Origin of the sequence: Rhodopseudomonas palustris, from assembly GCF_013415845.1 — a bacterium.
Taxonomy (GTDB): domain Bacteria; phylum Pseudomonadota; class Alphaproteobacteria; order Rhizobiales; family Xanthobacteraceae; genus Rhodopseudomonas; species Rhodopseudomonas palustris_F.
Genome location: NZ_CP058907.1, coordinates 2904196 through 2917666, shown reverse-complemented (window position 1 = coordinate 2917666; position 13471 = coordinate 2904196). Strand labels below are relative to the sequence as shown.

Genomic DNA, 13471 nt, shown 5'->3' with positions numbered 1-13471 from the left:
GACGGCTTACGGTTTCCGCCTCGACCGCGGGAGCCGTTCTTGGAATGTCGTACCACGCGCCTATCCTCGTCGTAACCGACGATGAAAGTTCGCCGACCCTCGCAGCACTGACGGACGCCCAACTGTTTCCAGTGCTGGCCTCGTCGTGGCCGGAGGCTGGTGAGGCGGTCGGCCGCCTGCGCCCGTCGGCCGTGGTCGCCGATGGCGGTGCGCCCGCCAGGTCCCTTGAGGCAATCGCCCGCCAGATCGGTTTGCTGCAACCTTACGTGCCACTGATCGCGATCGGGACCGATGGCGGCCTGCCCGACAACGTGATGCCGTTCAGCGCCGATCCGGGCGAGCTGATCCATCTGGCGCCCCGGCTGCGGGCCGCGCTCAGGGTGCGAACTTTGCACGCCACGGCGATGCGGCGCCTGACGGATCCGAGCGGCCTCACCGAACTGTCCGACCACGATCCGCTGCAAGACGCGACCGTTCTGCTGATCGGCCGCGGCGCCGCCTATCCGGCGCTGTCGGTCGCACTCGGCGAACGCGTCGGGGTGGTCGGCGCGCTGTCGATCGAAGCTGCCGCCAAGCATCTCAACGCCCGCGATCTCGACGGCATCGTGCTGGCCGAGGGTTTCAGCCCGCGCGTGGTCGATGCCTTTCTCACCGTGCTGTCGGAAGACACCCGGTTCCGGCATCTGCCGATCGTGGTCGGCGTTCCGGCACCGCACAGCAGCTTCGAGCTGCCCAATCTCGAATTCGTCGATGGCGATCCGGCGCAGATCGTCGGCGCTGCGCTGCCGCTGGTGCGCCAGCACGCCTTCGAGGCCAGGCTCACCCGCACGCTGGCTTCGCTCGATGCCGGCGGCCTGCTCGATCCTCGCACCGGGCTTCTCACCGAGGCTGCGTTCGAGCGCGACTTCGCGACCGCTGTGTATCAGGCCCAGACCCGCGGCGAAGGCCTGTCGGTCGCGCGCTTCGTCCTGCACCGTGCCGATCGGCGAGCGGTGAACGACGCCGCACGGATCATCAGTCGGCTGATGCGTAAGATGGACTTCGGCACGCTGCAGACCGACGGCACGCTGCTGGTGGTGTTCGCTGCGACCGACCTGCGCAACGCCCAGGCGATCGCCCGGCGGCTCAGCAGCGTGATCAAGCAGACCGCCCACAGCGCGCGGCGCGAGGCCCGGATCGATCCCGACGTCAGCGTCGCGACCCTGATGCCGGACGAATCCGCCCGCGCCATCCTGACCCGCGTCGTGCAGCAGGATCGCCGCCGCGCTGCGTCGTGAGAACCTCGCGCTGATCGCGATCTCCATCATTGCGAGCCGAAGGCAAAGCAATCCAGAGGCTCCATACACAGTATCTGGATTGCTTCGTCGGCTTCGCCTCCTCGAAATGACGGCTGCGAAGACCTACGGACGACGACGAAAGATCACGCCGCCTTGCGGTTCTCGGCGAGGTCCGCGAGCTGCTTGAGGATGTCGGTCGTTCCCATCAGTCGCTCTTCCGGCGTCTCCCAGACCTGGAAGAACACCACCTTCATGTCGGGCCGCACCTTGGCCGCGTCGCCGTGGCGCTTGATGAAGAACACCAGCTTGTCCGGTTGCGCGAAGGCGTTGTCGCGGAAGGTGATGACCACGCCCTTCGGGCCGGCGTCGACCTTCTCGACATTGGCGCGACGGCAATACGCCTTGATGGCCGCGATCTTGAACAGATAGCGCACCTCGTCCGGCAGCGGCCCGAAACGGTCGCGCAGCTCGGCGGCGAAATTGTCGATCTCCTCGTCGGTGTCCAGATCGGCGAGCCGCCGGTACAGCGACAGCCGCACCGACAGATCGGCAACGAAGTCGTCCGGGATCAGCACCGGCATGCCGATGGTGATCTGCGGCGACCAGCGATCGGCGACCGGTTCGTCGACGATGCCGGCCTTGAGGTTGGTGATCGCCTCCTCCAGCATCTGCTGATACAGCTCGAAGCCGACTTCCTTGATGTGGCCGGACTGTTCCTCGCCGAGCAGATTGCCGGCGCCGCGAATGTCGAGGTCGTGCGATGCTAGCTGGAAGCCTGCGCCCAGCGTTTCCAGCGATTGCAGCACCTTCAGCCGGCGCTCCGCCTGCGCGGTGATGTTGTGCTGCGGCAGCGTGAACAGCGCATAGGCGCGCAGTTTCGACCGGCCGACGCGGCCGCGGAGCTGATACAATTGCGCCAGGCCGAACATGTCGGCGCGGTGCACGATCAGCGTATTGGCGTTCGGAATGTCGAGACCGGATTCGACGATCGTGGTCGACAGCAGGATGTCGAACTTGCCGTCGTAGAACGCCGACATGATGTCCTCGATCACCGCCGGCGGCATCTGGCCGTGCGCGACCGCGACCTTCATCTCCGGCACGTGCTTGTCGAGGAAGTCCTTCACCTCTGCGAGATCGTCGATCCGCGGCACGACATAGAACGCCTGACCGCCGCGATAGCGCTCGCGCAGCAACGCCTCGCGGATCATCAGCGGATCGTGCGGGGCAACGAAGGTGCGCACCGCGAGACGATCGACCGGCGGCGAGGCAATGATCGACAGGTCGCGCACCCCGGTCATGGCGAGCTGCAGCGTGCGCGGGATCGGCGTCGCGCTCAGCGTCAGCACGTGGACCTCGGAGCGCAGCTGCTTCAGTTTCTCCTTGTGGGTGACGCCGAAATGCTGCTCCTCGTCGACAATCACGAGGCCGAGATCCTTGAACTTGATCGACTTGCCCAGCAGCGCATGGGTGCCGACGACGATGTCGGTGGTGCCGTCGGCGATACCCTTCTTGACCTGCGACAGCTCCTTGGCAGAGACCAGCCGCGAGGCTTGGCCGACATTGACCGGGAAGCCGCGGAACCGCTCGGTGAAGGTCTTGGCGTGCTGTCGCGCCAGCAGCGTGGTCGGCACCACGACCGCCACCTGCTTGCCGTCGAGCGCCACGGCGAACGCCGCGCGCAGCGCCACTTCGGTCTTGCCGAAACCGACGTCGCCGCAGACCAGGCGGTCCATCGGCGTGCCCTTCTCCAGATCGCCGAGCGCTGCATTGATGGCAGCAAGCTGATCCTCGGTCTCGTCGTAGGGGAAGCGCGCGCAGAACTCGTCGTAGAGCTGCGGCTGGATCGGCAGCTTCGGCGCCTCGCGCAAGTGCCGTTCGGCCGCGACCTTGATCAGTTCTCCGGCGATCTGCCGGATGCGGTTCTTCAGCTTCGCCTTGCGCGCCTGCCAGCCGGAGCCGCCGAGCTTGTCGAGTTCGACCGTGGTGCCGTCGGAGCCATAGCGCGACAGCAGCTCGATGTTCTCGACCGGAAGAAACAGCTTGGTGTCGTTGGCGTAGTGCAGCTCGACGCAGTCGTGCGGCGCGCCGCCGACCTGAAGCGTCTGCAAGCCCACGAACCGGCCGATGCCGTGCTCGACATGCACCACGATGTCACCGGTCGAGAGGCTGGTGACCTCGGAGATGAAGTTGTCGAGCTTCTTGCTGGCCTTGCGCTGGCGTACCAGACGATCACCGAGCACGTCCTGCTCGGTGATCACTGCAAACGCATCGGTCTCGAAGCCGGACTCCAGCCCCACCACCGCCAGCATGGTTTCGTTGCGCGGCGTCGCCTGCACGGTGCGCCAAGAGTTGACGCTGGTGAGCGCGACCAGCTTGTGGTCCTTCAACATGCTCGCCATGCGGTCGCGCGAGCCTTCGCTCCACAGCGCGATCACCACCTTCTTGCGCGCGGCCTGCAGCGCATAGACGTGCGCCACCAGGGTCTCGAACACGTTGACGTTGGAGTCCGCCCGCTCCGGCGCGAAGTTACGCCCGGCCCGCGCACCGGCGTCGATGACGTTGCTAGTGTCTTCCGGCAGCGCGAACGGCGTCAGCCGCGCCAACGGCACGCCTTCCAGCCGCGCGGTCCACTCGCTGTCGGTAAGATAGAGTTGATCTGGCGGCAGCGGCTTGTAGATCGCGCCGGAGCCGGGCTGATCCATCGCTTCGCGGCGGGCATCGTAGTAATCGGCAATCTGCTTGAAGCGTTCCCGGGCGGCGTCTTCGCTTTGCGGCTCGATCGCGACCGGCGTTCCCTTCAGGTAATCGAACAGCGTGTCCATCCGCTCCTGGAACAGCGGCAGCCAATGCTCCATGCCGGGATGGCGGCGGCCTTCGCTGACCGCGGCGTAGAGCTGGTCGTCCGGATGCGGCGCGCCGAAGGTGGCGACGTAGCCCATGCGGAAGCGGCGGATGGTCTCGGTGACGAGCTGAAATTCCGACACCGGCACCAGATCCAGGCCGCGCATGGTGTGCAGCGTGCGCTGGGTTTCGGCATCGAAGGTGCGGATCGATTCGAGCTGATCACCGAAGAAATCGAAACGCACCGGCTGATCGAGGCCAGCGGGAAACAGGTCGAGGATGCCGCCTCGCACCGCGTATTCACCGGCCTCGCGCACCGTGGAGGCACGGCTGTAGCCGTTGTGTTCGAGCCAGGCGACGATCGACTCCATCGGCACGACGTTGCCGGGGGCGACCGACAGCGCCTGTGCGGAGACGATCTCGCGCACCGGCACCCGCTGCACGGCGGCGTTGACGGTGGTCAGGATGATCAGAGGCTTGTCGCTACCGGTGAGCCGCGACAGCTTCGCCAGCGTGGTGACGCGCTGCGCCAGAATGCCAGCGTGCGGCGAGACGCGGTCGTAAGGCTGGCAGTCCCAGGCCGGGAACTGCAACACGTCGAGGTCGGGCGCGAAGAACTCCAGGCTGCGCGCGAGCTGCTGCATCCGCGGGCCGTCACGGCAGATCACCGCGAGACTGACAGCCGGCGCCTTCGGCTTGGCCGCGATCGCGCGGGCCAAATCGGCGACGATCAGCCCCTCGGCGCCCTCGGCGACGTTGGCGAACGTCAACGCATTGCCGGGCGTCAGCTGCTCCGCGGGAGACCTGCTCGGAGTCTTCATACGGTGCCGTCCTGGTGGCCGTACGTCTTGATCCGCTCGAACAGCCCGCCTTTGAACTCGGCCGGCAGCGTGTCGCCGCCAGCGACCGCTGCGTAGAGGTCGTGATCGTTGACCTCGATCAGCCGCTCCAGCTCGTCCAGCTCGGCCTCCGACAGGGTGCCGATCTCGGCGTCGGCGAATTGGCCGAGAATCAGATCCATCTCGCGTGTGCCGCGATGCCAGCAGCGGAACAGAAGCCGCTTGCGGCGGTCGTCGAGCCCGCCGCTCGACCGTGTCGTGCCCGTCATGTCGAAATCCACCTCAACGCCAAAAGCCCGGACGTGCCGGGCGCGTTTGATATAGCCGCCAGCATCGCCGCTGTCAGCCCGCACGGACGCATTGCAATCGGCCGCAAATGCAGCCAACCCTGCGGGCACCGCCCATCCACCCCGCTTTGGTTCGATGCGCCCTGCTCTACTCAATCCGCTGTTCGCGCCGGTCACCAGCCTGACGGGCGTCGGGCCGAAACAGGACAAGCTGTTCCGCTATCTGCTGGATCGCGACGACACTCCGCGGCTGGCCGATTTGCTGCTGCATCTGCCGACCAGCGTGATCGACCGCCGCGCCCGGCCGAAGATTCGCGATGCGGTGCCGGGCACCGTGGTGACCCTGGAGGTCACGGTCGATCGCCACCGCGCGCCGCCGCCAGGCCGCTCGCGCGCGCCTTATCTGGTCTATGCCAGCGACGACACCGGCGACGTGGTGCTGACGTTCTTCCGCGCCAAGCCTGACTTTGTGCAGAAACTGCTGCCGGTCGGCGCCAAGCGCTACGTCTCCGGCACCGGCCAGCTCTACGATGGCACGCTGCAGATCGTGCATCCCGACCGCGTCGTTGACGAGGAAGGCTTCGCCAAGCTGCCGCAGATCGATCCGGTGTATCCGCTCACCGAGGGGCTGGCGATCGGCTCGCTGCGTCGCGCGGTGGCCCAGGCGCTGACCAAGCTGCCGGCGCTGCCGGAGTGGATCAGCCCCGAGGTGCTGCGGCGCTGCCGGTTTCCCTCGTTCGCCGATGCGCTGAAACACGTCCACATCCCGGATCAGCCAACCGACATTCTGCCGGACGGGCCGTATTGGTCGCGCCTTGCCTATGACGAACTGCTCGCCGGGCAGCTCGCCCTGGCGCTGGTGCGGGCGCAACTCCGTCGCCCGGCCGGCAGCCGCAACGCCGGCGATGGACGGCTGCGCCACAAGATCATCGACGCGCTGCCCTACGCGTTGACCAACTCGCAGCAGCAGGCCGCCGCGGCGATCGCCGAAGATCTGCGCCAACCGGTGCGGATGCTGCGATTGCTGCAGGGCGACGTGGGAAGCGGCAAGACCGTGGTGGCGCTGCTGGCGGCTGCAGCCGTCGCCGAGGCCGGCAAGCAGGCGGCGCTGATGGCGCCGACCGAAATCCTTGCCCGCCAGCATATCAAGACCATCGCGCCGCTCGCCGAACGCGCCGGAATGCAGGTCGCAATCCTCACCGGCCGCGAAAAAGGCAAGGAACGCCGAGAGATCCTGGAGCGGCTTGCCGCCGGCGAGATCGACTTTCTGGTCGGCACCCACGCGCTGATCCAGGACGACGTGATCTACAAATCGCTGGCGCTAGCCGTCGTTGATGAACAGCATCGCTTCGGCGTCCGCGAACGGCTGGCGCTGACCAGCAAGGGCGCCGATGTCGACGTGCTGGTGCTGTCGGCGACGCCGATTCCGCGAACACTGGTGCTGACTTACTTCGGCGACATGGACGTCTCGGAACTGCGCGAGAAGCCCGCCGGCCGCCAACCGATCGACACCCGTACGCTGTCCGACACGCGGCTGCCGGAAGTGATCGACGGCATCGGCCGTGCCATCGCCGCCGGCAAGCGGGTGTACTGGATCTGCCCGCTGGTGGAAGAATCCGAGAACGTCAAACTCACCGACGCCGAGCAACGTTTCGAATCGCTGCGACAGCGTTTCGGTGATCATCAGGTTGGGCTGGTGCACGGACGGATGCGCGGCAGCGACAAGGACCTCGTGATGGGCCAGTTCGCGCGCGGCGAAATCAGCGTGCTGGTCGCGACGACAGTTGTCGAAGTCGGCGTCGACGTGCCCGAAGCCAGCATCATGGTGATCGAAAACGCCGAGCGGTTCGGCCTGGCGCAGTTGCATCAGCTGCGCGGGCGGATCGGTCGCGGCAGCGAAGCCTCCACCTGCCTGCTGCTGTACCGCGAGCCGCTGGGTGAGCTTTCGGGGGCACGCTTGCGAGTGATCCGCGACACCACCGACGGTTTCCGGATCGCCGAGGAAGACCTGAAGCTTCGCGGCGAAGGCGACGTGCTCGGCACACGGCAGAGCGGCCTGCCCGGATACCGGATCGCGCGCTCAGAAGTTCACGCCCAGCTCATCACCCAGGCGCGCGACGAAGCGCTGCGCATCCTGAAGGACAATCCGAAACTCGAAGGTCCATCCGGCGAAGCGCTGCGCTGCCTGCTGTATCTCTACGAACGCGACGAAGCGATCCCGCTATTGGGGGCGGGTTAGTTACCACGCGTCATTCCGGGGCGCGCGCAGCTACTCGACCTTGTCCGGCGCCTTTTCGGCCGGCTTGGCCCGGCGGCGCGAGAAGGCTGACTCCGGCTCGCCGGGCTCGCGGACCTTCTTCGCGGCCAGCGCGGTCGCCGCCAGAGCCGCGATCTTCTTCTGCGGATCGGAGCCCGGCTGCACGACGCCAGCCGACATAATCAGCGTCGCGGCTTCCTCGGCGCTCATGTCGACCGGGATCACCTTGTTCTTCGGCACGTAGAAGAAGAAGCCGGTGGTCGGGTTCGGCGCGCACGGCAGGAATACCGAGATGTGCTCGTCCTGGCTCGGAATCTTGGTGGCGACTTCCTGATTCGGCGGCAGCGAGATCAACACGATCGACCACATGCCAGGTGACGGAAACTCGACCAGCCCGACCTTGCGCAGGCTGTTGCCATTGCCCGAGAACAGCGTCTCGAACACCTGCTTGAGGCCGCGATAGATCGCCCGTACCACTGGCATCCGGCCGAGCAGCCGTTCGCCGAGATCGACCAGACTGCGGCCGATCAGGTTGGCGGTGAGGAACCCGAGTAGCGTCAGGGCGACGAACGCGACGACCAGGCCTGAGCCCGGCACGGCGAATGGCAGATAGGTCTCGGGGCGGTAATCCGGTGGAACCAACGGACGCACGAAACCGTCGACCCAGTTCACGAACCACCACGTCAGGTAGAAAGTGATCGCGACCGGGCCGGCGACGATGAGGCCGGTCAGGAAGTAATTGCGGATACGCCCCATCACGCCGCGCGGCGGGTCCGGCGGAAGATCACCGGTCGGGGTCGGAAGCTGCTCGGTCATCGGAAGTCCAGGTCGGTGCTACGGATGTCGCGGCCGAAGCCCGACGCGAGTGTCTCTGTAGCAGACCGCCCTGAGGATAAGCGATCGATCCGACCCGGCCAGGTTCGATCGCGCCACTTCGGCGTTCTGCCAACGCCGCAGATATAAGGCCAACGTCAGCCATCAACAACCTGCCGGTGTGGACAGCCGGCCGGCCGCGACATCTTGCCGATGCTGCGAGCGCTTCGCGTCACCGGGCTGGCCGGCGCACGGCCGCCCTATTCGACCGTGACCGACTTCGCCAGATTGCGCGGCTGGTCGACGTCGGTGCCCATCACCACCGCGGTGTGATAGGCGAGCAGTTGCACCGGGATGGCATAGACCATCGGGGTGAAGGCGGCCGGCATGTCCGGCATCACGATCGTCACCATCGAATCGACGGTGGCCTCCTCGGCGCCCTTGGCGTCGGTCATCAGGATGATCCGGCCGCCGCGGGCCGCCACTTCCTGCATGTTGGAGACGGTCTTCTCGAACACCCGGTCGTAAGGCGCGATCACAACCACCGGCATCTTCTCGTCGATCAGCGCGATCGGGCCGTGCTTGAGCTCGCCGGCGGCGTAGCCCTCGGCATGGATGTAGGAAATTTCCTTGAGCTTCAGCGCGCCTTCGAGCGCCAGCGGATAGGAGGTGCCACGGCCGAGATAGAGCACGTCCTGGGCTTTGGAGATGTCGCGCGCCAGCCGCTCGATCTGCGGCTCATGCGTCAGCGCCGCCGCCATCAGCCGAGGCAACTCGATCAGGCCGTGCACCAGCTTTGCCTCGTCGGCGTCGGTCAGGGTGCCGCGTGCCCGCCCGGCCGCGATCGCCAGCGCCGCCAGCGCCGTGAGCTGACAGGTGAACGCCTTGGTGGAGGCGACGCCAATCTCGGGGCCCGCCAGGGTCGGCATCACCACCTCGCTCTCGCGGGCGATCGTCGAAGTCGGCACGTTGACCACCGACACCGTGTGAAGCCCCTGCTCCTTGGCGTAGCGCAGCGCCGCCAGCGTGTCGGCGGTTTCGCCCGACTGCGAGATGAAGATCGCCAGATCGCCGCTGCGCAGCGGCGCCTCGCGGTAGCGGAACTCCGAGGCGATATCGATCTCGACCGGCAGCCGCGCGAATTGCTCGAACCAGTATTTGGCGACATAGCCGGCGTAATTCGCCGTGCCGCAGGCCGTGATCGACAGATGCTGGACGTCCTTGAAGTCGAACGGCAGCTTCATCGGCAGCGCGATCCGCTCGCTCGCCATGTCGAGATAGCGCGCCAGAGTGTGGCCGACGACTTCCGGCTGCTCGTGGATTTCCTTGGCCATGAAGTGGCGATAGTTCGCCTTGTCGACCACGAAGGACGACGCACCCGACTTCATCACATCGCGCTTGACCACGTCGCCCCTGGCATCGCGGACTTCTGCGGTGGTGTGGGTCAGCACCACCCAGTCGCCGTCGTCGAGATAACTGATGTCATCGGTGAGCGGCGCCAGCGCGATCGCGTCCGAGCCGAGATACATCTCGCCGTCGCCATAGCCGATCGCCAGAGGCGAGCCCTTTCGGGCCCCAATCATCAGATCGTCGTAGCCCTTGAACACGAAGGCCAGCGCAAAGGCGCCGCGCAGCCGCGGCAGCGCCGCCTTCACCGCGTCCTGTGGCGACAGCCCCTTGACCAGAAACGAATTGACCAGATGCGCCACCACTTCAGTGTCGGTCTCGCTGGCGAAGGTCGCACCGCCGCCCTCGAGCTCATCGCGCAGCTCACGGAAGTTCTCGATGATCCCGTTGTGCACGACCGCAACGCCCGACGCCGCATGCGGATGCGCATTGGCCTCATTGGGCTTGCCGTGGGTCGCCCACCGGGTGTGGCCGATCCCGACATGGCCGGCCAATGGCTGCCGCTTCAACACCGCTTCGAGATTCTTCAACTTGCCTTCGGCCCGGCGGCGCACGAGCTCGCCGTCTTCGAGCGTTGCGACCCCGGCCGAGTCATAGCCGCGGTACTCGAGCCGCTTCAGCGAATCGACCAGCTGCTCAGCAACCGGTCCACGTCCCAGAATTCCGATGATGCCGCACATGCGGTTGAATAATCCCCAATTCGCCGGGCGACCTGCCGACGCTCCCGACTTCTAGCGGCTTCTGTGAAAGCCTTGGTAGTCAACAATTATTGCGATTTGACACAAGGTTAAGCCAAACCAGCAACTTCAATGCGCCTTCGGCTTGCGATGTCGCGACTTGGCGTCCCGGAAGCGCTTGGCCCAGCCGTCCTTGGCGGTCTGCACGTTGCGCTCGACCGCCAGCGCGTCGTCCGGCACGTCCTTGGTGATCACTGAGCCGGAGCCGACATAGGCGCCGGTGCCGATCTTGACCGGCGCGACCAGCGACGAATTCGAGCCGATGAATGCGCCCGCCCCGATCTCGGTCTTGTGCTTGTCGAAGCCGTCGTAATTGCAGGTGATGGTGCCGGCGCCGATATTGGCGGACGCGCCGATGTGGGCATCACCGATATAGGTCAGGTGATTGACCTTGGCGCCAGCGTCGATCTGCGCGGCTTTGGTCTCGACGAAATTGCCGATCTTAGCGCCGTCGCCGAGCGACGTGCCCGGTCGCAATCGCGCATACGGACCGACCTGCGCCTTGCTGCCGATCTTTGCTTCGGCAAGGTGCGAGAACGAGTGGATCACTGCGCCGTCGGCAATCGACACGCCGGGGCCGATCACCACGAACGGCTCGATGACCACGTCCTTGCCGAACGTCGTATCGGCGGCGAGGTACACCGTCTCGGGCGCAATCAGCGTCACACCCGCCGCCATTGCGGCCAGGCGCAGGCGGGTCTGCATCACGGTCTCGGCCTCGGCGAGCTGCGCCTTGGTGTTGATGCCGCGGACCTCGTCCTCGCTGGTTTCGATCACGCTGGCAATCAGGCCGAGGTCGCGAACGATCCCGACCGCGTCGGTCAGGTAGTACTCGCCCTTGGCGTTGGCGTTGCCGATCTTGTCGAGCACGTCGAGTGCGATCTTGCCATCGATCGCCATCACGCCGGCGTTGCACAGCGTGATCTTCAATTCATCGGCGCTGGCGTCGGCCTGCTCACGGATCGCCGTCAGCTTGCCGTCCTGGACCACCAGCCGGCCGTAGCCGGTCGGATCGGCCGCGCGGAAACCGAGCACCACCAGAGACGAGCCGTCGTGCAGCGGCTCGCGCAGACGGGCGAACGTCTCGGCCGAGATCAGCGGGGTATCGCCGAACGCGATCAGCAGATCGTCGGCGCCTTCGGCGATCGCCTCGCGGGCCGCCAGCACCGCATGCGCGGTCCCGAGCCGCTGCGCCTGGATATGGATGGCCGCGTCAGAGCGGACACGTTTGGCCTCGTCGCCGACCGCCTGATGATCCGGACCGATCACCACCGCGAGCCGGTCGCGTTCGCCATGCGGCGCCGCGCTCAGCACGTGGGCGAGCAGCGAGCGGCCGGCAACCGGGTTCAGCACCTTCGGCAGCGAAGATCGCATACGCGTGCCCTCGCCAGCGGCAAGCACGATCGTCAGGCTGTTTCTGGTAGTCATTTCAACATCCATGGTCTGGTGATGCGGCCCTCATAAAGGGTTTTGCCACGAAGGGGAAACGGGTTTGCGGCCCCGGCGGCAACCGGCGCCCACCTGAAAACGGCAATTCCCTGATACTGTTGGGCATCTGATTCGCGTTGCGCGCTTCAAGGCTTTGAGACCATCCGATGGCCAGAAAAACCGACGATCTGGCAGACAGCTTCGCGACCGAGGAAACGGGCGGCTGGCTGACCCGGCTGCTGGCAGATGAAGAAGAGCTCAACACCCAGGACAAGTGGCGCCTGGGATCGTGGGCGATTGCCTCGCTCGGCGCCGTCGTACTCGCCATTATGGCGGTCCAGAACGTCACCGACCGGCGGCGCGAGCAAACGGCGGCGGCGGACGTCGCCCAGCAGTCGCAGATGATCCAGCGCCTGGCCAAGGACACCCAGACGGCGACCAGCCGGCTGACCGCGGCGATCGAGTCGCTGAACACCGACCGCGACCGGCTGTATGCGCGCGTCGGCACGCTCGAACAGGGACTGGATTCAGTCACAGGATCGATCGCACGGGTGCAGTCGGGCGGCGGCAAGCCGAATGCACCGGCGGCTGCCAATCCGATAGACCGTTGGGGAGCGGCCGCGACGTTGCCGGAGATTCCGACCAAGGAGACGCCCCCGCCTGCACCGCCCGTGGCTCCGGTCGAAACTAGGCCGAACACGCCTGCAGCTCCTACCAAGAAGCTGGGGGCGATCGAACCGTCCCCAACCGCGGCCGCTCCGGCAGCATCCCCGGCGGTTGCTGCAACCGTTCCAGTGACGCTGGCTCCGACCAAGCCGGAAGAACCGGCCTCGGCGCAAGCTCCCGCTGCGGCGGAAGCGAAAAAGCCTTCGGACGACAAGGCAATGGCGGAAAAACCTCAGGAAAGATCTCGACTCGACAAGCCGCGTCTGGAGCCGGCCCCGCCGGAGCGGCCCGCGGCGCAAACGGCTGCGGCGATGATCTCGACGACGCCGTTAATGCCGTCGCGGTCGATCCTGGCGCCGCCGGATCCAGGAGCGGCCAAGCTGCTTGAGCCGAAGGCCGCAACCTCGCCCGAAGAGACCGGCGAAGACGCGGAGGCTGCCGCGGAAACGCCGGCGCCGCGCACCGACTTCGGCGTCGACCTCGGCGCCGCCAACACCGTTGAGGGGCTGCGCGGGTTGTGGCGCAAGCTGTCGAAGACCCAGAAGTCGCTCAAGGGCCTGCAGCCGATCATCATGATCAAGGAAAACGGCAACGCCACCCAGCTGCGGCTGGTCGCAGGTCCGATCGCGGACGCCGCCGCCGCGGCGAAAGTCTGCGCGGCACTCGGCAGCGCGGACCGCGCCTGCGAAGCGTCGGTCTATGACGGCCAACGCCTGCCGATGGCGGCGCCGGCGAGCGCGCCCCAAGCGGCACCGCAGCGCCCGGTGCGCCGGCATCGCGAGCGCGTGACCCTGCAGCAGCCTGAACCGCCGCCGCCTCCGCCGGCACAAGCGCAGGATGCACCTCCGCCGCCAAGGCCGGCCACCCTGTCATCGTTCCTCGGCATCCGCTAAAAGCCTGGGGCGGCCTCGGTCACGAA

The 13471-nt window shown here is 66.5% G+C and carries 8 protein-coding genes; 3 read left to right on the top strand and 5 right to left on the bottom strand.

Translation table 11 applies throughout. The features are described 5' to 3' along the window. The first annotated feature begins 44 nt into the window (after window positions 1–44). Window positions 45–1277 (top strand): nucleotidyl cyclase domain-containing protein, encoded by a 1233-nt coding sequence (locus HZF03_RS13245; protein ID WP_012496099.1) that lies wholly within the window; start codon window positions 45–47, stop codon window positions 1275–1277. A 143-nt stretch (window positions 1278–1420) separates the two neighbouring features. On the opposite strand, the gene mfd is transcribed toward HZF03_RS13245, so the two are convergent. Then, window positions 1421–4939 (bottom strand): transcription-repair coupling factor, encoded by a 3519-nt coding sequence (gene mfd, locus HZF03_RS13240; protein ID WP_119019954.1) that lies wholly within the window; start codon window positions 4937–4939, stop codon window positions 1421–1423. Next, complete coding sequence (locus tag HZF03_RS13235; RefSeq protein WP_012496097.1) at window positions 4936–5226, bottom strand: FAD assembly factor SdhE; 291 nt, start codon at window positions 5224–5226, stop codon at window positions 4936–4938. Before HZF03_RS13235 ends, mfd begins: the two co-directional genes overlap by 4 nt. Before the next feature lie 154 nt (window positions 5227–5380). On the opposite strand from HZF03_RS13235, the gene recG reads away from it, so the two are divergent. Then, a complete protein-coding gene (recG, locus tag HZF03_RS13230; protein WP_119019953.1) occupies window positions 5381–7483 on the top strand; it encodes an ATP-dependent DNA helicase RecG in 2103 nt (700 codons plus the stop codon). 30 nt (window positions 7484–7513) lie between these two features. On the opposite strand, the gene HZF03_RS13225 is transcribed toward recG, so the two are convergent. From HZF03_RS13225 to glmU, 3 genes are all read right to left on the bottom strand, one after another. Then, window positions 7514–8317 (bottom strand): DUF502 domain-containing protein, encoded by an 804-nt coding sequence (locus tag HZF03_RS13225; RefSeq protein ID WP_104511767.1) that lies wholly within the window; start codon window positions 8315–8317, stop codon window positions 7514–7516. Between the two features lie 257 nt (window positions 8318–8574). Continuing rightward, window positions 8575–10401 (bottom strand): glutamine--fructose-6-phosphate transaminase (isomerizing), encoded by a 1827-nt coding sequence (gene glmS, locus HZF03_RS13220; RefSeq protein WP_119019952.1) that lies wholly within the window; start codon window positions 10399–10401, stop codon window positions 8575–8577. 126 nt (window positions 10402–10527) lie between these two features. Beyond that, the gene (glmU, locus tag HZF03_RS13215) at window positions 10528–11886 is read right to left on the bottom strand and encodes a bifunctional UDP-N-acetylglucosamine diphosphorylase/glucosamine-1-phosphate N-acetyltransferase GlmU (protein WP_119019951.1); all 1359 of its coding nucleotides are present in this window, start codon (window positions 11884–11886) and stop codon (window positions 10528–10530) included. Window positions 11887–12053: 167 nt separating this feature from the next. Between glmU and HZF03_RS13210 the strand changes: the two genes are divergently transcribed. Next, window positions 12054–13445, top strand: coding sequence for an SPOR domain-containing protein (locus HZF03_RS13210; RefSeq protein ID WP_119019950.1), 1392 nt, complete (start codon window positions 12054–12056; stop codon window positions 13443–13445). Window positions 13446–13471 lie beyond the last annotated feature (26 nt).

Excerpts from the sequence above, each read along its gene's own strand:
- HZF03_RS13245 (WP_012496099.1), top strand. The coding sequence starts at position 45 with ATGTCGTACCACGCGCCTATCCTCGTCGTAACCGACGATGAAAGTTCG.
- mfd (WP_119019954.1), bottom strand. The coding sequence starts at position 4,939 with ATGAAGACTCCGAGCAGGTCTCCCGCGGAGCAGCTGACGCCCGGCAAT.
- HZF03_RS13235 (WP_012496097.1), bottom strand. The coding sequence starts at position 5,226 with ATGACGGGCACGACACGGTCGAGCGGCGGGCTCGACGACCGCCGCAAG.
- recG (WP_119019953.1), top strand. The coding sequence starts at position 5,381 with ATGCGCCCTGCTCTACTCAATCCGCTGTTCGCGCCGGTCACCAGCCTG.
- HZF03_RS13225 (WP_104511767.1), bottom strand. The coding sequence starts at position 8,317 with ATGACCGAGCAGCTTCCGACCCCGACCGGTGATCTTCCGCCGGACCCG.
- glmS (WP_119019952.1), bottom strand. The coding sequence starts at position 10,401 with ATGTGCGGCATCATCGGAATTCTGGGACGTGGACCGGTTGCTGAGCAG.
- glmU (WP_119019951.1), bottom strand. The coding sequence starts at position 11,886 with ATGACTACCAGAAACAGCCTGACGATCGTGCTTGCCGCTGGCGAGGGC.
- HZF03_RS13210 (WP_119019950.1), top strand. The coding sequence starts at position 12,054 with ATGGCCAGAAAAACCGACGATCTGGCAGACAGCTTCGCGACCGAGGAA.